17 protein-coding genes are annotated in these 19818 nt (G+C 32.8%); 5 read left to right on the top strand and 12 right to left on the bottom strand.

From position 1 onward, the window contains the following. Window positions 1-4: 4 nt before the first annotated feature. The 12 genes from xseA to lysA form a co-directional block, all read right to left on the bottom strand. On the bottom strand, window positions 5-1165 hold the full coding sequence (gene xseA, locus CIGNP103_RS04525; RefSeq protein ID WP_086268663.1) for an exodeoxyribonuclease VII large subunit: 1161 nt from the start codon (window positions 1163-1165) through the stop codon (window positions 5-7). Then, complete coding sequence (gene ubiE, locus CIGNP103_RS04520) at window positions 1162-1875, bottom strand: bifunctional demethylmenaquinone methyltransferase/2-methoxy-6-polyprenyl-1,4-benzoquinol methylase UbiE (RefSeq protein ID WP_086232503.1); 714 nt, start codon at window positions 1873-1875, stop codon at window positions 1162-1164. Before ubiE ends, xseA begins: the two co-directional genes overlap by 4 nt. Then, window positions 1875-2654, bottom strand: coding sequence for a hypothetical protein (locus tag CIGNP103_RS04515; protein ID WP_086268662.1), 780 nt, complete (start codon window positions 2652-2654; stop codon window positions 1875-1877). The genes ubiE and CIGNP103_RS04515 overlap by 1 nt, the downstream gene beginning before the upstream one ends. Window positions 2655-2738: 84 nt before the next feature. Further along, window positions 2739-3149, bottom strand: coding sequence for a Fur family transcriptional regulator (locus tag CIGNP103_RS04510; protein ID WP_086226728.1), 411 nt, complete (start codon window positions 3147-3149; stop codon window positions 2739-2741). Window positions 3150-3245: 96 nt separating this feature from the next. Continuing rightward, window positions 3246-5054 (bottom strand): 1-deoxy-D-xylulose-5-phosphate synthase, encoded by a 1809-nt coding sequence (dxs, locus tag CIGNP103_RS04505; protein ID WP_086268661.1) that lies wholly within the window; start codon window positions 5052-5054, stop codon window positions 3246-3248. A gap of 1 nt (window position 5055) precedes the next feature. After that, window positions 5056-5871, bottom strand: coding sequence for a flagellar assembly protein FliH (gene fliH, locus CIGNP103_RS04500; RefSeq protein WP_086268660.1), 816 nt, complete (start codon window positions 5869-5871; stop codon window positions 5056-5058). Continuing rightward, complete coding sequence (gene fliG, locus CIGNP103_RS04495) at window positions 5868-6893, bottom strand: flagellar motor switch protein FliG (RefSeq protein WP_086225143.1); 1026 nt, start codon at window positions 6891-6893, stop codon at window positions 5868-5870. The genes fliH and fliG overlap by 4 nt, the downstream gene beginning before the upstream one ends. Next, complete coding sequence (gene fliF / locus CIGNP103_RS04490) at window positions 6893-8602, bottom strand: flagellar basal-body MS-ring/collar protein FliF (protein WP_086225144.1); 1710 nt, start codon at window positions 8600-8602, stop codon at window positions 6893-6895. Before fliF ends, fliG begins: the two co-directional genes overlap by 1 nt. Before the next feature lie 6 nt (window positions 8603-8608). Further along, complete coding sequence (hisC, locus tag CIGNP103_RS04485) at window positions 8609-9706, bottom strand: histidinol-phosphate transaminase (RefSeq protein WP_086268659.1); 1098 nt, start codon at window positions 9704-9706, stop codon at window positions 8609-8611. After that, window positions 9703-10782 (bottom strand): prephenate dehydratase, encoded by a 1080-nt coding sequence (gene pheA / locus CIGNP103_RS04480; protein WP_086228512.1) that lies wholly within the window; start codon window positions 10780-10782, stop codon window positions 9703-9705. The genes hisC and pheA overlap by 4 nt, the downstream gene beginning before the upstream one ends. Beyond that, on the bottom strand, window positions 10779-11549 hold the full coding sequence (locus tag CIGNP103_RS04475) for an HAD-IIA family hydrolase (protein ID WP_086240326.1): 771 nt from the start codon (window positions 11547-11549) through the stop codon (window positions 10779-10781). The genes pheA and CIGNP103_RS04475 overlap by 4 nt, the downstream gene beginning before the upstream one ends. After that, window positions 11549-12745 (bottom strand): diaminopimelate decarboxylase, encoded by a 1197-nt coding sequence (lysA, locus tag CIGNP103_RS04470; RefSeq protein WP_086268658.1) that lies wholly within the window; start codon window positions 12743-12745, stop codon window positions 11549-11551. Before lysA ends, CIGNP103_RS04475 begins: the two co-directional genes overlap by 1 nt. A 271-nt stretch (window positions 12746-13016) precedes the next feature. On the opposite strand from lysA, the gene CIGNP103_RS04465 reads away from it, so the two are divergent. Genes CIGNP103_RS04465 through CIGNP103_RS04445 form a run of 5 tightly spaced genes read left to right on the top strand, consistent with a single transcriptional unit; the run spans window position 13017 to window position 19815 of the window. Next, window positions 13017-14519, top strand: coding sequence for an MATE family efflux transporter (locus CIGNP103_RS04465; protein ID WP_086228514.1), 1503 nt, complete (start codon window positions 13017-13019; stop codon window positions 14517-14519). Continuing rightward, a complete protein-coding gene (locus tag CIGNP103_RS04460) occupies window positions 14516-15559 on the top strand; it encodes a glycosyltransferase (protein ID WP_086268657.1) in 1044 nt (347 codons plus the stop codon). Before CIGNP103_RS04465 ends, CIGNP103_RS04460 begins: the two co-directional genes overlap by 4 nt. Then, window positions 15556-16620 carry a glycosyltransferase gene (locus tag CIGNP103_RS04455; protein WP_086268656.1) on the top strand — a complete coding sequence of 355 codons (1065 nt, stop codon included), beginning with the start codon at window positions 15556-15558 and terminating at the stop codon, window positions 16618-16620. Before CIGNP103_RS04460 ends, CIGNP103_RS04455 begins: the two co-directional genes overlap by 4 nt. Then, on the top strand, window positions 16620-17741 hold the full coding sequence (gene pglJ, locus CIGNP103_RS04450; RefSeq protein ID WP_086229773.1) for an N-acetylgalactosamine-N,N'-diacetylbacillosaminyl-diphospho-undecaprenol 4-alpha-N-acetylgalactosaminyltransferase: 1122 nt from the start codon (window positions 16620-16622) through the stop codon (window positions 17739-17741). The genes CIGNP103_RS04455 and pglJ overlap by 1 nt, the downstream gene beginning before the upstream one ends. Next, complete coding sequence (locus tag CIGNP103_RS04445) at window positions 17725-19815, top strand: STT3 domain-containing protein (protein WP_086268655.1); 2091 nt, start codon at window positions 17725-17727, stop codon at window positions 19813-19815. The genes pglJ and CIGNP103_RS04445 overlap by 17 nt, the downstream gene beginning before the upstream one ends. Window positions 19816-19818 lie beyond the last annotated feature (3 nt).

The raw sequence follows: 19818 nt of genomic DNA, 5'->3' as shown, positions 1-19818 counted from the left end.
CCCCTTATTTTATTATTGCTTGTTTGCATAAATTTTGTGAACTAATAGTAATCTCATCGCCGCTTTTTAGCTCAGATAATGAGATGATTTGCGAATCTTTTATAATATGTGCCATATTTTTTGTTACCTTGTAAAAATACTCTTGTCTTTTAAAAACTAACTCAAATTTATCAATTTTTGATTGAGCTAAATTAAATTTTTTATGTAAAAAGTTATCTAAATTTGACTTAAAACTATCTAAAGTAAGAGTAGCTAAGTTGATTTTTTGTTCTATTGCTTTAGATTTTATCTGTGCTTTGGCTAAATTTAAATAGCTTTCACATTTGTTGAATTTAGATGATATAATCGCTTCAAGAGTATTTTGAAAAATATCAAGTTTTTGATGAAGTTCATTACTATCAGGCAAGAGATCAACCATCGCAGCAGTGGGTGTAAGCGATCTGTGATCAGCTACAAAATCACTAATACTATAATCAATCTCATGCCCTATAGCTGAGATAATAGGCGTCTTTGCTTCATAAATTGCATAAGCCAAGCCTTCATCATTAAAACACCACAAATCCTCTTTAGACCCGCCGCCTCTAGCAATGACAATTACATCTAACTCCATAGAATCAGCAAGCTTTAACATCTTAATTAAATTTGCTGGAGCGCTATTTCCTTGAACTAAGGAATTAAATAGATAAAACTTAGGCAAAACATACCTATCACTAATAACCTTACACATATCAGCAAATGCTGCAGAACTAGCACTTGTAATGATTCCTACTTTGCTTGGATATTTTGGTAGTGGCTTTTTATGCTCTTTATCAAATAACCCAGCAGCTGCTAAACGCTCTTTAAGTTGGTTAAAAGCAAGCTCTAATTCTCCTACGCCAATAGGCATTATGCGACTAGCGATAAACTGATAGCTACCATTTGGGCTATAGATTGAAAGCTTACCAATTAGCGTAACTTTCATTCCATCTTTTATTTCAAATTTTATATTTTGATTAGCAAATTTATACATAGCGACGCTGATGGCAGATTTCTCATCTTTGAGCGTAAAGTACCAGTGACCACTACTATGTTTTGTTAAGCGACTTATCTCACCTTCAACTTCAACTACGCTAAAGTGCGACTCTAATAACGCCTTAGCCGACTCATTTAGATCGCTTACTGTCATATATTTTTAACCTTTTTAGCAATAAACATAGTGCTAATATTCATACTAAACCCTTTAACTATCACCATCTCAAAACCACTTCCTTCAAGTTCACGACAAAACTCATTTGAGTCTAAAAAACCTTCAATGCTTCTAGGTAGATACTCATAAGCCTCTTTATTTTTGCTTATAAATCCACCGATTGCAGGCAAAATATTGTGTAGATAAAAATCCCTAATCTTTGCTATTGGGCCACTTTTATCTCTTTTAGTAAATTCTAAAACAACTAAATATCCGCCAATTTTTAAAACCCTATTAAACTCATGTAAAGCCTGAGTTCTAGCTACGACATTTCTAATACCATAACTTATACTAACTATATCTTGGGTATTTGGGCTTAATCCTGTATTATCAGCTTTTGCCTCTTTAAATTCACAATTTGGGAGCTTTTCTTTGGCTACTTTTAACATCTGCTTACTTGGGTCAATTCCGGTAATTTTTTCAATTTTTAAATTTGCTTTTTTGGCGCTATTAATCCATGCTTGAATCATATCTCCAGTGCCGCAAGCGACATCTGCAATATTTAGTGAGGAGTTAAAATTTTTTAAAACTTGATCACAGGCTGAGCTTCTCCAAGAAGCGTCGATTCCAAAGCTTAATATTTTATTAGCTTTATCATAAGTGGGCGCAATTTCATTAAACATATCTATGATTTTTTCTTGGTTTTGCACTAGATTTCCTTTTGATAGTATGGTTTTAGTTTTTTTGAGATTTTAGCTAGCTTTTTATCGAATTTTTTTAGCTTTTTATTTAATTCTTTATTTATTGATTTGCTATCTTTTTGGTTAGATTTTTTGAATTTATAGACTAAATTTGTGATTTTTGAGAGTTTTTGCTCAAATTTAGTTAATCCAAAAATCTGATAAAATGCATTAACAAGCACAAAAAGTTCGCTTAGAGTGTTTGAATTTAAGGCGGTTTTGGCTTTAATTTCTTGGCGTAAATTTACTATACTTTTGCGGATTGCATATGCTGATGATGAAGAAATTTTCCACTCTTTAATGCAGTAAAATGAGTGTGTATCATATAAAAAAATCTCCAATTCAAAGCATAATGATTGAAACCCATTCTCAAAATATATCTGAATTTGAGCTAAAATATCTTTTAATTCAGAATCATTTTGTCCTTTTAAAATTTGGCCTAAATGCTCAAATAGCGGTAAAACTTGATCTAGAAGTTTGCTAAATTTAACAACAACAAGTTTATCAAATATAAAATCAAAGCTATTAATTAGGCAGTTTATTTCTATTAAATGCTTTCCAATTATAGCTAAAATCGCACTATTTTTATCTTTTTGGTAGAGTTTTCTAAGCCCATCAATTAAAAAGAGCTTTTGCAAAATTAGCAATCTAACCCCATCATAAGCACTAATATCGATACCAAAATATAGCATTTTGTTGCCTATTTTTGGGAGTTTGGATGTGATTTCTAAATAGTTGATATTTTGCAAAATTTTTCCTTGAATAAAAGTGAAGAATTTTACACTAAAACTACTAAAATATAGCTTTAAAACCCCGTATTTAGGGCTTTAAATTTAGCAACACTTTGAACAATTTGAGACATTTGCAACGATATTTAATCTATTTATTAAGTTACCTATCTTTTGTTCTAGATGGGTTTGATATGAGATCATCTGCGCATCGTTGGCGCTAATATCTGTAATGTTGCCACAATTGCTACATACTAAATGAATGTGTGGTTGCTCGTAAATATCATATTTTGCTTTTTGGTTTGGGCTATTAACCTCAATTACTAAATTTTCATTTATAAGGGTGCTTAGATTTTTATATACTGTTGCAAGTGATATAGATGGGTATTCGCTTTTAATTTGTTCATAAAGCTCATCTATAGTTGGATGCGTGTGATTGCTCAGTATTTTTAACACACACAGTCTTTGTGGAGTGGCTTTAAGTTTGGCTTGTTTTAAAAGCTCCATGTAATCCATACTTTTTTCCTCTTAATTAAATGGGCGTATTTTATCCAAAAAATATTTAAATTCAACTTTATTAATTAATATTTTTTATCTATTAGCCTATCTTGTTTAAAGTATGATTTTTTTAGCAATCTCTTCAATACTGATGTTTAAGCTATTTTCTACTAAATTTATAGATCCATGCGTTATAAACTTATCTTCATACTCAAAGCTTATAATATTTACATCTTTAATATTATTCTCTTGTAAAAATCCAGATAAAATCTCGCCAACCCCACCACGCTTAGCACTATCGCTAAAAATATACCATTTTTTATGCTCTTTAGCAAGGTTTAAAAGCAGCTCTTTATCAAGTGGTTTTATAAAGATAAGATCTATAATTGTAGGATTAATATCTAAAAATTTAGCTACCTTGTATGCTTTAGCTACCGCATTACCGTATCCAATAAATGCGACATTTTCATTATTTTGCGATAAAATTTGGGATTTTCCAAGCTCTACTTTAACTGGTTTAAACTCATCACTAAGCCCAAAATTTCCCCTAGGATATCTAATAGCAAGTGGCGAATTAAAACTATAAGAAAATTCCATAATCTCTTTAAACATTAATTCATCTCTAGGTGCTGCAAGAGTAAAATTTGGTATAGCGTTTAAAAAGCTAATATCAAAAGCTCCTTGATGCGTCTCACCATCTTCTCCTACTATGCCAGCTCTATCCATGCACAAGACTACAGGTAAATTTAAAATAGCACAATCATGAATGACTTGATCATAGGCTCTTTGCATAAATGTTGAATATATTGCAATATAGGGTTTAAAGCCTTCTTTTGCCATTGCTGCCATAGATGTAACTGCATGCTGTTCTGCAATTGCAGTATCCCAAAATCTATCTGGAAATTTCTCAATCAAAGCCCCAATTCCAGTACCACTAGGCATAGCAGCTGTTACGCCTACTATATTATCATATTTACTAGCAAGTTCTAAAAGTAAACTGCTAAAAATTTCAGTAGCATTTTTTTGACTAGATTTTTGTAGCGCTATACCATTTTGCGGATTAAATGGACTAACGCCATGCCACTTCTCTTTTGGGCCTTCGGCAATTTCATAACCTTTGCCTTTTATAGTTTGAGCATGGACTATAACTGGTTTTTTCATATTTTTTGCTACGCTAAAAGCTGAGATTAAATCCTTGATATTATGCCCATCTACTGGGCCTATATATTCTAATCCAAGCTCTTCAAAAAACATTCCAGGAGTAATGAGTCTAATGCCTTCTTCTAATCTTTTAGCCATATAAGCTGCTGAGTCTGGCATAAGCTCTAAAAGTTGATTAATTTTGCTTTTAAATTTTTGATAAAATGGCCCAGCCATCATCTGTGATAGGTATTTGCTCATAGCGCCAATCGGTTTTGAGATACTCATCTCATTGTCATTTAAAATAATAACGCATGGATATTTAAGATCGCCTAGCTCATTTAAAGCCTCATACGCCATACCAGCACTTAATGCCCCATCGCCGATTAGAGCTACGGGTAATCTATCTTCGTTTTTAAGTCTTATAGCCTTAGCAGCGCCAACAGCAAGGCTAATAGAAGTTGAACTATGTCCAGCTATAAAATAATCATATTCACTCTCGCTAGGTTTAGTATATCCACTAATTCCACCAAATTTACGCAAACTATCAAACTCATTCCAACGCCCGCTTAAGAGCTTATGAGTGTAGCTTTGGTGGCTAACATCAAATATAAATGGATCATTTGGGGGATTAAATACATAGTGCATCGCAATGCTAAGCTCTACAACTCCTAAATTTGAGCTTAAATGTCCGCCATTGGTGCTAACTACACTTAAAATTCGTTCCCTGATATCACAGGCTAGAGATTCTAGTTCGCCTAGCTTTAGAGATTTTATATTCATTTTATTCGCTTAATATTTTTTTAATTTTCTCAAATCTAGCCATTATGCTGCCATCGATATTGCCTATATCGCTTAGAATGATTACACCACCAGCTGATACAGCCTCATCACTGCTAAGTTTTATATTAGATTTTAGAGCTAAATTTGATTTTATAAACTCATAATCTTTTGGATTGGCTTTTATCTCAATTGTTGTAGCTTGGTTTAGTTCATCAATTAAGCTCTTAGCGATATTTAAGGCAATCTGAGCTGAGCTGTCTTTTATCTCTTTTAAGACTACTTCTTTAGCAATCTCAATAGCAGTTGCTGCGATTTCACTTTGACTAGTTGCTAGTAAAGTTTCAAGTTTAGCAGTTTGCTCATCGAGCTTATCAATGGAACTTGAATACTTTTTGCTAGTTTCATTTAAAGCTGCATCATACTCAGCTTTAGCCTGTTCGTGTCCTTCTCTTAACCCTTCTTCTTTGGCTCTTTGAGTCTCATTTTCTAGGCGAATTTTAAATTCATTCTCTTGATGTTCAATCTGCATTTGAAGCTTAACGATATTACCGCTTAGATCATCAGTTCGCTTTAAAAGCTCTTCAATAAATGTTGATTCTATTAAATTTGACGACTCTTGAGCTGGAGTTGAGCTTGATTCAGCATTTTGTGTATTTGACTCAAAATCATCTCTTGCATCGCTATTTGTATCTTGGATTGGCTCCTTGACTGGTTGTTCTTTTGGTGATTCATTTGATTGGAGCGCTAAAACCTTAAATCTATATGGCTCGACTATATGCTCTTCGTTGTTTTTATGTATTACACTACTTGCTATCATTCTATCATCTCTTCGCTTACGCCGACTTGGAATACTCCATCTTCAGCTAGTTTTTGAACTAGTTCTACAACTTTTCTTTGTGCCTCTTCAACCTCTTTTACACGTACAGCACCAATAAATTGCATCTCTTCGATAAATGCTTCGCTTGCCCTTTGACTCATATTGGCTAGGAATTTGCGTTTTAACTCTTCGCCGCTGCCTTTTAAACCAACCATAAGTACCTTTTTATCCACAACTTTGAGAATTTCTCTAATAGCATTGTTATCAAGAGAGCTAATATCATCAAATGTAAACATAAGATCTTTAATGATCGTAGCAAGAGCCGGATCATTTTTCTCAATAATTTCGATTGTAGATTTGCTTGCTTTTTGACCAAGACGGTTAAGAACTTCTGCAACAGCTCTTGGTCCACCAACTTCAACTTTATAGCTTGTAAGGCTATCAAGCTTGGATTCAAGTACGGTTGAAACACGTTTGACAACAGATGGGCTAATATCGCCTAGGTTTGCCATACGCATTACAACTTCGCTTCTAATATCATCTGGTAGATAAACTAGGGTTTCAGCAGCACTTGATGAATCCATATGGGCTACGATTAGAGCGATGGTTTGTGGGTGTTCTTTGACGATAAAGTCAGCTAACTGCTGAGGTCGCACCTGGCCAAGATAGCCAAAAGATTTGGTGGTTTCGAGTGATTTTTGGAGTTTATCCATAATTTTTTGAGCGATTTCTGGACCAAATGTTCTAAATAAAATCTCTTTAGCATATTCGATACCGCCACTTTGTAAATATTGGTTAGACTGACTAACTACATAAAATTCTTCTAGCACTGCAGCTGCTATTGATTTATCGATAGTTTTGGCAGTGGCAATATATTTTGAGATTTCAGTGATAATATCTATATCCATATGCGCAAAAAGCATCGTAGTAACATCTTCACCTAGCTGAATGAGCAAGATGGCTATTTTTTCAGCCATGCTCAAATCTTCATATACTGCCTTTTGTTCTTCGTTTAGCTTCATTAGAATTCCTTATTGGAGTTGAATCCAGTATCATTTTTAAGCATATTTTGCAACAATGTAGCGATCTCATCGCTTCTTTCAGTGGCAATGAGTTTGAGTTTTTCTAGCATAACTTCGTATTTAAGCTCATTTTCATCAAAATTCTCACCAATTCCAAGTTCATCTTCAACCCGTTTTCTAGCAGCTTTGAATTTCTCCAATGTATCCTCGGCTTCTTCTTGGATAGTAGATTCATGTGAGAGCGGCTCAAGACCTTCGTCTTTAGACTCTTCAAGCATTTTATTAAGAAATGGAGTAATAACTTGTTTATAAAATACATATAAAATTATTAAAACTATTAGATATTTTAATACCGGTACAATTGGTTTAAAATATGTATCTACAACTTTTTGGAAGCCTGTTACCTGTGCAATTTTACCAGTTTGTCTAAATTCAAAATTACTTACTGTAACTTCATCGCCCCTATCAGCATTATATCCGATTGCTTGCTGGACTAGACTTTTTATTGAGTTTAATTCATCTTGATTTAATGGAATATAGGTTGGAGTCTGAGCTTGTGAGCCATCTTCAAGGGTTTGGAATTCATACTTTCCATCTACGACTACGGCTGCGGTTACTCTTTTTATCGTGGCGTATTGATCTTTTACTTTTATTGTTTGTTTTGAAATTTCATAGTTGGTATTGGCGACATTTTTGGAGTATAGCTCGGTTGGTTTATTATCTTCTAGGCCTTGAACTGGGCCGATATTACTAACTGCACCCGGCACACCGCCTACATCTTTTGGCTCTTTTCCTTCCCTTTTTTCTTCTATATTTTGCTCACTTCTAATAACTGAATTTGGATCATAAATCTCATTTATGCTATCTTTGGTTGAAAAATCAAATTCAATGCTAACTTTAGCTGTTACTTTATCTTTTCCGCCAATAAATTTGCCAATCATATCAATGATTTTTCTCTCATATGAATCTTCAAATTGGCTTCTATATTTAATTTGTGCAGCTACTAATTCATTCTCTAATGCAATCTCATCATCGCCAAGTGCTACGCCATCTTGTGTTACTATTTTTACATCTTCTAGTTTTAAATTTGGAACTGAACCAGCTACGATTCTTTTAATTCCATCAATCTGTCTACGATTTAACTTAGCGCCATCTTTAATTTTTACTACAACTGAAGCTGTTGGTGGGACTTGACGCTCGGTAAATACGCTATCTTTAGGAAAAGCTATATACACACTAGCCTTATCAATTGGCTCTAGACTTTCGATGGTTTTAGATAGCTCGCCTTGAATCGCACGTTGGAATTTAACTCTTTGTTCGTTTTCGGTTGCTCCAAAATCTTGTGTATCGTAAATTTCAAAACCCTTTTTATTATCACCCATTATGCCAAGGCTAGCTACGGCTATTCTTTGGCGATAAACATCACTTGTAGGAACTAAAATCGTACCTTCATCAGCTAGTTTATATTTTACGCCTTGAGCCTCTAATTCATTGATAATTTGAGAAGATATAGCAGGATCAACATTGCGAAATAATACGCTATAGCCTTCATATTCAGCTTCTGGGTTTTTATTACTACTGCTAAATAGAGTCAAAAACACCAAAAATCCAATAACCAAAACAACAGAGCTAATAACTACAATTTTTTGCTTTTTGGTTAGATTTTGAACGACTTGACTAATTTGTTGAAAAAGAGCTTTAAAATCCATAATCTATTAAATTTCCTTTTTAAGAGTTTCTAAAACTTTTATATTTTGTTTGCTGGTACCTATTGTTATGCGTATTGCATTTAATCCATAGCTTTTTAGATTACGCAAAATTATACCTTGTCTTAGTAGATTATCACAAATTTGAGTTGAGTCTCTACTGGTATCAAATTTAAAAGTAATAAAATTTGTATAACTTGGAATAAATTCAATCCCATTCTCAGTAGCAAATTTTTCAAAAATTTTCATTTCTTTAAAGTTATTTTCTAAAGTTTGCGTTATAAAGGCTTGATCTTTAATAGCTGCAATGGCTGCTGCTAGACTAGGAGTTGTAATATTAAATGGCGCTCTAAGCTTGCTAATGGCAGTAATTATTTGATCATTTGCAATACCATAGCCAACTCTCATTCCGCCTAATCCATAAGCTTTAGAAAATGTACCAAGATATATAGAGTTATTTAGTTTTACTATATCACTTGGATTTATAGCTTTTTTGCTATCTTTAAATTTAGCAAACTCCATATATGCTCCATCAATTACTACAATAGTATCACTATCAACACTAGATATAAATTCATATACATCATTAGCATCTAAACATTCACCAAGTGGGTTATTTGGTAGACATAAAAATATAACCTTTATCTCATCTTTGTGTGCTAGATATTGCTCTTTTAGTTGATTTAGGTTGTGTGCAGCACTTGAGGTTTTATAAATTTTAGCCCCAATATGTTTAGCATAAATTTCATACATTGCAAAAGTTATACCTGCACTTAGCATTGCTGTATTTGGATTAAGCTTTGCGTGCATGATAAACTCTATTACTTGGTCGCTACCACTACCAATTACAATATTTTTACTACTTACATGATATAAATTTGCCAAAGACTCTTTAAGTTCATAATAGCTATCATCTGGATATAAATTTGCACATTTGATTGACTCTTTCATAGCTTCAAGTGCAAGCGGTGAACAGCCTAGTGGATTTTCATTACTAGCTAGTTTTACTACATTTTGTGGCTCAATGCCAAACTCTCTAATAACAAGCTCGATTGGCTTGCCAGCTTCATATATTGGTAAATTTGATATTTGTGAATTAAATTTCATTCTTGTCCTTCTTGGTTTAAGTAGCTACCCAGCCAGGTGATCTCATGTCCGTTTTGGCTAGCATTTTTTAGCACTGCTTCGACATTTTCATCATCGATGTGCCCCTCAAAATCTATATAAAATACCGTTTTAAAATCTTTTTGTTTGATTGGTCTACTCTCAAGCTTGGTTAAATTTATTCCACCCTCTTTAAACATATTAAGCAGCTCTACAAGGCCGCCTGGACGGTGAGCAGTGAGTGCTAGGATGCTGGTTTTATTGCAGCTACTTTTGATATTTTTAAAATCACTTAGTACAAAAAATCTTGTTCTATTTGCCATATTATCTTCGATTTTTTCAAACATTATTGGCACTTTGTTTATATGTGCGGCTATTTTAGAGCAGATTGCTGCTGAACTAGGATCTTGTGAGGCTAAATAGGCAGCTTGAGCAGTTGATTTAGTTGGTATAAACTCTATTGAATTTAGATTATGATCATCTAGAAATTTATGACACTGATTATAGCCTTGCGGATGAGAATATATCTTTTTTATATCGCTTAAATTCTCATTTAAACTAACAAAACTATGGTGAATATCCATATAAATTTCAGCTACGATTTTTACATTTTCATATTTTCTTAAGCAATCAAGGGTAATCCCAACAGCACCTTCTGTATTATTTTCAATTGGTACAACTCCATATTTAGCCTCACCATTGTTAAGTTCCCTAAAAACACCCTCTATAGAACTGATTGGCGTATAGCTGCTCATTGCCCCAAATCTACTCTCAGCTGCTTGATGTGTATAGGTCCCAACTGGGCCTAAAAATGCTACTTTTTGTGGTAGTTCTAGATTGCGACTAACAGCAAAAATTTCTAAATATATCGCCTCGATAGCTTTGCTGCTTAGAGTGTTATTAGGTAATGATTTTAATCTTTCTAGTATTGCTCTTTCACGCTCTGGGCGGTAAATTGGAGCATTTGAACCAACCTTTAATTCGCCAATTTTTTTGACAAATTCCATACGCTGATTAAGTAGGCCTAAAATCTCATTATCAATCTTATCGATGCCAACTCTTAACTCATCAATGCTCATTTTAAAATCTCCCAAATTTTACTCACATCATCATATATATTATCAATTTTATCTCTATTTAAATTTGCGGCACTACTTTTATCTATTTTACCACTTAAAACCAAAGCCGTACTCATATTCAACTCTTTAGCTCCATAAAGATCGCCAGTTGCGTCATCGCTAATTATTGTTATATCTTTAAATTCAGCCTTAGGATTTTGCAATTTTAAAAGCTCAAGCGCAGCTGTATAAAATCCTAAGCTTGGCTTGCCAATACTGCTAAATTGCACTCCAGTAGCGTAACTAATCATATTAGCAATAGCGCCAACTCCTGGATATAATCTACCATTTTTTTTGTAGATACTAGTCTCATGCATAGCTATAATTTTTATCCCTTTTAGGGCAAGTTCGTTGATAGTAGCAAAGTCATCAAAGCTAAATTTATCCCAGCTAGCTATTAAAACTGCTTTTGGATTGCTAAAATCTTGTGTGTAGCCTATATTTTGCATAGTAGAAATAAACTCATTAGCTCCAAAAAGCGCCACAGGGCAAGGTGAAATAGTTTTATTTAATACACAAAATGGATCTAAATAAGCACCATCTTTTATTGCCAAACCTTTATCTCTTAGCGTTTGTAAAAACTCATCACTTTTAATTTTTGTATTATTTGTTATAACTACATATGGAATTTGTTTTTGATTTAATTTCTTAAGTAGTTCACAAGCGCCATTAATTGGACTTTTATCGCTATCGCTTATTAAGGTTCCTTGAACATCGATAAAATACATTATATAAACTCTCTCTCATTTTGTATCATATCTTCAAAGCTCTCCCTTTTGCCTATTAAGCGATCTTTGCCGCCTTCAATAGCGACTTGTGCAGCTCTGCCTCTTGTATTGTAGTTACTAGACATTGAATATCCATATGCTCCAGCTGATTTAATTATTAATATATCACCATGTTCTAGCTTTGGCAACTCTATATTTTTACCTAAAAAATCCCCACTTTCACAAATTGGGCCTACTACATCACAATTAGTTTTATCTCCATCTTTTAATGCTATTATCTCATGATAAGCCTCATATAAACTTGGACGAATAAGATCATTCATAGCCGCATCGACAATTACAAAACGCTTATCACCATTAGTTTTTTCATATAATACTTGAGTGAGTAATTCTCCGCTATTTCCTACTATAAATCTACCTGGTTCGCATATGATGGTTACATCTTGACCCTTTAGTGCTGCTAAAATTCCTTGAGCATATTCATATAAATTTGGCTCATTTTCATCACTATATCTAATGCCAATACCGCCACCTATATCAAAGAATTTAATATTTATATCAGCTGCTCTTAACTCTCTTAATAGATCGCTAGTAATATTTGCTGCTTCAATAACTGGGCTAATATCACTTAGCTGACTTCCAATATGGCAGTGAATACCAACTGGATCTAGATTATCACTTCTATGAGCATGTAGATAAATTTTCCTAGCTTCATTTATACTAACACCAAATTTATTTTCATGTAATCCTGTAGAGATATATGGATGAGTTTTTGGATCTACATTTGGATTAACTCTAACTGAGATTCTAGCCTTTTTACCTAACTCTTTGGCTATTAATTCAACTCTTTGCATCTCAGCAAAGCTCTCTAAATTTATCATTAAAATATCTAAATTTAAAGCCTCTTTAATCTCTTCATCGCTCTTGCCAACTCCGCTATAAATTATCTTATAGTTACTAACGCCTGCTAGCAGGGCTCTTTTTACTTCGCCTATACTCACACAATCAAACCCGCCACCAAGAGTAGCAATATGCTTTAAAAGGCTCAAATTTGAATTGGCTTTAACAGCGTAGCAAATAAGTGACTTTCTAGCATTAAATTCCTTTTTTAATCTCTCATATTGAGTAGTAATATGATCAAAATCATACACATAAAGCGGTGTTTGATACTTATGAGCTAGTTCCAAATAATCCATAAGACTGTCCTTGATAATTTTAGAATTCGTAATGCTACCCAAATTTGGCTTAAATTTAAGACTAAATTTTAGTAAAAATTTGCAAAATTTATTTTTAAAGTTAGGCAAAATATGGGCTTGTTTTTTAAATTTTTTGTGCTAAATTTAACATTTTTTATATTAAATTTAGATTTATTAACTTTAATAATTTTTGATTAAAGCAAAGAATTATTTAAATTTAGTTAGAATTCAACCTAAATCTATCCAAATATTCAAGGAACAATAGCCCGTTATGTATCTAAATTTGCTTACAACTATTATTGTTTTTGCTCTACAAACAGCTATTAATTTTTTTCTTACTCCATATATTTTGCGTGTTTTAGGCGATGAAGCTTATGGATTTTTAGCACTTGCTAATTCGCTGGTAAATTATGGATTTATCTTAACACTTGTGATTAACTCTGTAGCTAGTAGATTTATTGCCTCTAGCTATCATAAAGGCAATTTTGCTAGGGCTAGCAAATTTTATAGTTCAGTGATTGTAGCTAATCTGATTTTTAGTCTTATAGTTGCGCTAGTTTCGTTTGTGTTTTTGGTTAAAATTCAATCAATAATAAATATATCACAGGCCCTTTTAAACGATGTAAGAGCTACAATGGCAATATATTTTATCAACTTTAGTATTGGGCTATTTAATGCACTTTTTAGCGTGCATGCATTTATTAAAAACCAGATGTATTTAATCTCTATTCGCAATGCTATATCCACTGCTATTTATGCTGGGTGCGTGTTAGGGTTATTTTGGGCGTTTGAGGCTATGATTTACTACACAGCAATTGCAGCTTTAATATCCTCAATTTTTGTATTTTTTAGTGCTCTATTTTTAAATCATAAATTTGGGCTAAATTTACACTTTAATTCCAAGCTTTTTAGAACAAAATTTGTCTATGTTTTAGCTAGAAGCGGGCTTTTTAATAGCTTAAATATGCTTAGTCAAGTGCTTATTAGTGGTGCTAGCTTGCTTTTGGTTAATATTTTTATTAGTGCATTTAGTATGGGGATACTAGCGCTTTCTCGCTCAGTTACTATGATTATTGAGAGTTTTGTAGTTACTACTGCAGTAGCGTGGAATCCACGGCTGGTTGCCTTGCATGCAGGCGCTAAGCCTCTTAAAGATGAGGTTATTTTAGCTATTAAGAGTGTAAGCTTTGTCTCGCTTCCATTGATTGCGACTTTTGGGATTTTAGCTGATGAGTTTTATACACTTTGGCTGCCATTTAAGAGCAAAGAGGAGATTGAATTTATTTATGAGCTAGTTTTAATTTCGCTTGTACCATCTATTATTTTTGCTAGTTCACGTCCATTAATTAGTATAAATTTGATCACTGATAAACTGAAAAAACCAGCACTTGTAACGCTATTTATGGCTGTTTGCGTATTTTGTATACAGCTTATTGGGCTTAGTTTTTTTGAGTTTGGACTCAAAGAGATAGCAATTGTAATAACCATTGGAATTGCGCTTAAGATTAGTCTGTTTGATATTGCAAATGCTGGGGCAAATTTGGGGTTAAAACTAAGTACATTTTATCCAATCTATATAAAATGTCTTGCTGTTTTTGCTTTAATTACTGGAATAATTTATCCTATTTCAAATATGTTAAGTGTAACTAATTGGCTGGAGTTTTTACTCTGTTGTACTTTGATGAGTGGGCTTGGTTATTTAGTAGGGTTTGTTATGATATTTAATTTGGCACAAAGGGCGATATTTATAGCTAAAATTAGGGGGCGTTTTTGAAGATTGGATTTGTGATTTCTACGCTTGGATTTGGCGGAGCAGAACGGGTGCTAAGTATTTTAGCAAATAATTTAAGTTCTAAGCATGAAATAACTATTTTTAAATTTGATAGCAAGGCGCCATTTTATGAGATTGATGAGCAAGTGCGTGTAGTAAGCCTAAGCTTACAAAATAGTGGTATTTTAGGTAATCTCAAAAGAGTAATTAGCAAGATTTTTGTATTGCGTAAGATTTTTAAAAGTGGTGAGTTTGATCTTATAATTAGCTTTATGGATAGTACAAATTTATTATGTTTAATGGCAAATTTAGGCTTAAAACAGAGGCTAATAATATCAGAACATAGCGAGCATAGCTTTTTATCTTTAAAGTGGAGAGTGGCTAAAAGATTACTATATCCATTTTGTGATGCTTTATCACTTTTAAGCAAAAACGATTATGAACATTATAAATATGTCAAAAATCGTGCGGTGATTCATAATCCATTTTTTGGAGAGGTTGGTGCTGATTTTGATGAAAGTAAAAAAGAAAATTTAATAATTTTTGTTGGTAGACTTGAGAGTGTAAAAGGGTGCGATATATTTTTAAATTCACTTAAATTTTGCAATATTGGAGATTTTAGTGTGGAGATTTGTGGAGATGGAAGTGAGTTTGAAAAATTGAAAAGTGAGTTTAAAAGCGATAGAGTTAAATTCAAAGGAAGCGTAAGCGATATATCAAGCTATTATAAGCGAGCTAAAATTATAGTTTCAAGCTCAAGAAGCGAAGGGTTAGGAAATGTATTAATTGAGGCGTGCTTTTATAAGGTTGCTAGAATTGCTACGCCTACAGTTGGCGCATGTGAATTAATAGAAGATGGTAAAAATGGGCTAATAAGTAGCGATTTTACCCCACAAAGTCTAGCTAAAAAGCTAAACTTGGCTATACAAGATGAGAATTTAAGAGCTAAAATTGCTCAAAATGGCTATAAAAATAGAGCTAGTTTTATGCCTCAAAATATCACTCAAGAGTGGTTAAATCTTATAAATAGAGTATTAAAATGAAAATTATGTTAGTAATTTCTGCACTTAGAAATGGTGGAGCTGAGCGTGTAGTAGAGCTTTTAAGCCGTGAATTAAGTAAAAATTATGAGATTGAGACCATCTACTTTGAAGAGAATCAAAACCACTATAAAATTAGTGGTAAGCTTACTCATTTAGATATTTATAATCAAAAAGGCTGGGTAAGCAAATTTAGTAAATTTTTAAAAATTAGATCCTATATAAAGAGTGCAAAACCTGATATTATAATCACTTTTATGGATCAAACTAATATAAATGTGCTAATTGCCACAGCATTTATGGGAAAAAAAATTATAGCTACTGAACATGTGAGTTATGATTTACTAAGTTCGCAAATTTGGCGAAAAATTAGAAATTTTAGTTATAGATTTTGCGATGCATTAGTGGTTTTAAGTAAAAGAGATAAAGATTATTACAGTTTTGTTAAGCATTGTGAAATAATATATAATCCGCTATTTATGGTTGAAAACTTAGCTAAAATTTCATCAAATTTAGGTGTTAATTTAGCTAAAAAAGATAAACTTATTTTAAGTGTCGGTAGGCTTGAAGCAGTAAAAGGCTATGAGCTATATCTAAACGCTTTAGCTCTTGTAGATAAAAATTTGTTAAAAGATTATAAAATCGCTATTGCAGGTGAGGGGTCTCAAAGACAAAATTTAGAAAATTTAGCTAAAAATTTAAATTTAAATATTGAATTTTTAGGTCATATTAAGAGCGTTGAGACTCTCTATCAAAGGGCTGAGATTTTGGTTTTGCCTAGCCTTAGTGAAGCTTTTGGTAATGTGTTAAATGAAGCTGCAGCTTATAAAGTTGCTAGAATATCTACACCCACAGCTGGAGCTATGGAGATTTTATCTCATAGAAAGGATGCTTTAATTGCTAAAGATTTTAGCCCTAAGGCGCTAAGTGAATGCATAAGTGAAGTTCTAAGCGATCCAAATTTAAAAGAAAATTTGGTAAAAAATATAAATTTAACTAAATTTACTCCACAAAATATTATTTCCCAATGGAGTGAATTAATCGGTAAATTAAAAGGAAAATAATGAAAAAATTAGCAGTATTTATATATTCAATGGCTGGCGGTGGAGCTGAGCGTGTGGTGTCAAATCTGCTTAGTGAGCTAGTAGGGCGTTATGAGATTTATCTAATTTTAATGAATGATCGCATCGCCTATCCAATCCCACATGATGTTAAAATATATTATTTGGAGAATTCTAAGCCTTTTGAAAATGGACTGATTAAATTTGCAAAATTACCATTTTTGGCATTAAAATATAAGCGACTTTGCCTAGCACTTGGTGTGGATTTGCATTTTGTATGGATGAATCGCCCTTGTTATGTTGCAACTTTAGCTAGGATTTTAGGAGATAAACGCCCATTAGTGTTAAATGAGTGTTCAACACCATCGGTACTGTATGCTAATGATACACTAAAGTCTAGAATTAGTAAATTTTTACTTAAATGGCTATATCCAAAAGGTGATTTTATCTATCCAAATAGTCTTGGTAATTTGGCCGATTTGCGGGATAATTTTGGCATTGATGAGCGTAAAATGAGAGTGTTATATAACGCACTTGATCTTGATGATATTGCTCGTAAATCTAGTGAACCTATAGAATTTAAGGGTGAATTTTTCTTAAGTGTTGGGCGGCTTGATAGCGGTAAAAACCATGAACTTTTAATTAGAGCCTATGCTAGACTTAAAAATTGTGATAAATCTTTAATAATCTTAGGTGATGGAATTTTGCGCTCTAGACTTGAAAATTTAATAAAAGAGCTAAATTTAGAAGATAGAGTTTTTTTGCCTGGCTTTGATAATAATCCATATAAATATATATCAAAATGTTATGCATTTGTATTTGTGAGTCTTTTTGAGGGATTTTCAAATGCTTTAATTGAGGCTTTGGCGTGCGGTAAGCTAGTAATTACAAGTGAGCATAAAAGTGGAGCAAAAGAGCTAATAGGGGAGAATGAGTGGGGTTATTTGGTTCCTGTAGGCGATCAAGATGCTACACAAAAAGCTATGCAAAGAGCTATTGATGAGCCAAACTTTGTAAAATATTATGAAAAAAACGCTATCATAAGAGCTAAAGAATTTGACAAAAAAATAATAGCTAAAAATCTTATAAATGAATTAGAGGAGATATATGCAGCTTCTAAATAGATATCAAATTTCAATATTTATAATTATTGCCTACCTTTTTGCTTTGTTATGCCGTATGGAGTGGGTATTGTGGGCTGGAGATTATAGCGATTTTATTTGGAATAATCAGCTGATGATTAGCACAAATGATGGATATGCTTATGCTGAAGGCGCTAGAGATATGATAGCTGGATTTCACCAGCCAAACGATCTTAGCTACTATGGTACTCCGCTTTCTACATTGACATTTTTGCTTTGTAAGGTTTTGCCATTTAGCTTAGAGACTATTATGGTCTATTTAAGCATATTTTTAGCCTCGCTTATTGTTGTGCCAATAATTTTAATAGGCAAAGAATTTGGCCATGTTAAAGAATTTTTCGTTGCTAGTCTCCTTGCATCAATCGCAAATAGCTACTACAATCGCACAATGGCTGGATATTATGATACTGATATGTTGGTAATTGTTTTACCACTTTTTGCTATTTGGGGAATAATCAGACTACATTTTAAAGGCGATTTGATATCTTTTTTAATTATCTCGCTTTCAATGTTGGCATATAATTGGTGGTATCCATCTAGCTATACACTATGCGTGGCTATAACGCTATTTTATGCTATTTATACTGTAGTTTTAGAACGTAGAAATTTAAAGAATTATCAAGCGATTTTATTTATGATTTTAGCTATTACTGCTGCGCCTTATGCAGTTAGATTGGGGCTAATTATAGCGCTTTTTGGCTTGATTTATTTTAGGGCAAATTTACTTAGCGTTAGGGTTATGATTGGGCTTTTTGTATCTGTTTTGGCGCTATTTGTTATATTTGGTGGATTAAACCCGATATGGTTTCAGGCTAAATTTTATCTATTTAGAAGTCTTGGTGATAGTAGTTCAGTATCATTTTATTTTTATAATGTTAATCAAACAATTATGGAATCTGGGCGAATTGATTTAGATCTATTTACTCAGCGTATTAGCGGACATTGGAGTGTGTTTATTGCTGGTGTAATTGGCTATGTTTTGCTATGTTTTAAATTTAGAATATTTTTAGTAGCTATTCCAATGATTGGTCTTGGTTTTTTAGCGCTTAAAGGTGGGCTAAGATTTACAATTTATGCTGTACCGATTGTGGCGATGGGATTTGGATATTTGTTATATTATTTACTCAAAAGAGCCAAAATAGCAAAGATAAATTTAATAGCTTTTATTATTACAGTAGTAGCGTTGATTCCATCTATTGTTCATATATATTATTACAAACCATCAAGCGTACTATTTAAAACTGAAGTGAATGTTTTAGATAAGCTTGGCAAGATTGCAAAAAGAGATGATTATACCTTGGCATGGTGGGATTATGGTTATGCGATTAGATATTATAGCGATACAAAAACATTAATTGATGGGGGTAAACATTTAGGTAGAGAAAACTATGCAGTTAGTTATGCTTTAACTATGCCACTATTAAATTCTGCTAATATGGCACGATTAGAGGTTGAATATACTGAAAAAGGCTATACGCAAAACTTTGGCGGTAAGAATTTAGAGCAAATTTTAAAAGATTATAACTATATCGAGCTTGGAGAATTTTTAAGTGATATTAAAAAAGAGACTTTTAGTCCGCCTCTAAAGAGTCGTGATATATATTATTTCTTACCTGATAGAATGATGGGGATTTTCCCAGTTGTAGCTAAATTTAGTCGTCTTGATCTACTAAATGGCAAGGAGTGGGCTGAACCATTTTTTGTTATTGCGACCAATTTTGCTCAAACCCAAAATGGAATTGCTTTAGATAATGGTATAATTATCTCAAATGATGCTACGCATATTGAGCTAGGTGGGCAGAAATTTAGGGTAAATAGTTATATTGAAACTAAATATGATGAAAATATGAAGCTAAATAAAACTATTCATAATATAGATAATTTAGCTGATATATATCTGATTTATATGGTTGATTATGGGCGATTTGTTATAATGGATAGGGAGATGTTTAATAGTAGCTATGTTCAGCTTTTTGTGCTAGAAAATTACGCTGATACACCATTTGAGCCTGTTATTTTAGAACCAGCAGCTAAAGTATATAAACTTAAAAGGTAGAGC

The organism is Campylobacter sp. P0103 (assembly GCF_002139545.1).
Lineage (GTDB): Bacteria > Campylobacterota > Campylobacteria > Campylobacterales > Campylobacteraceae > Campylobacter > Campylobacter devanensis.
Note: the sequence above shows the minus strand (reverse complement) of the source record. Positions and strands in the feature narration are given on the sequence as shown.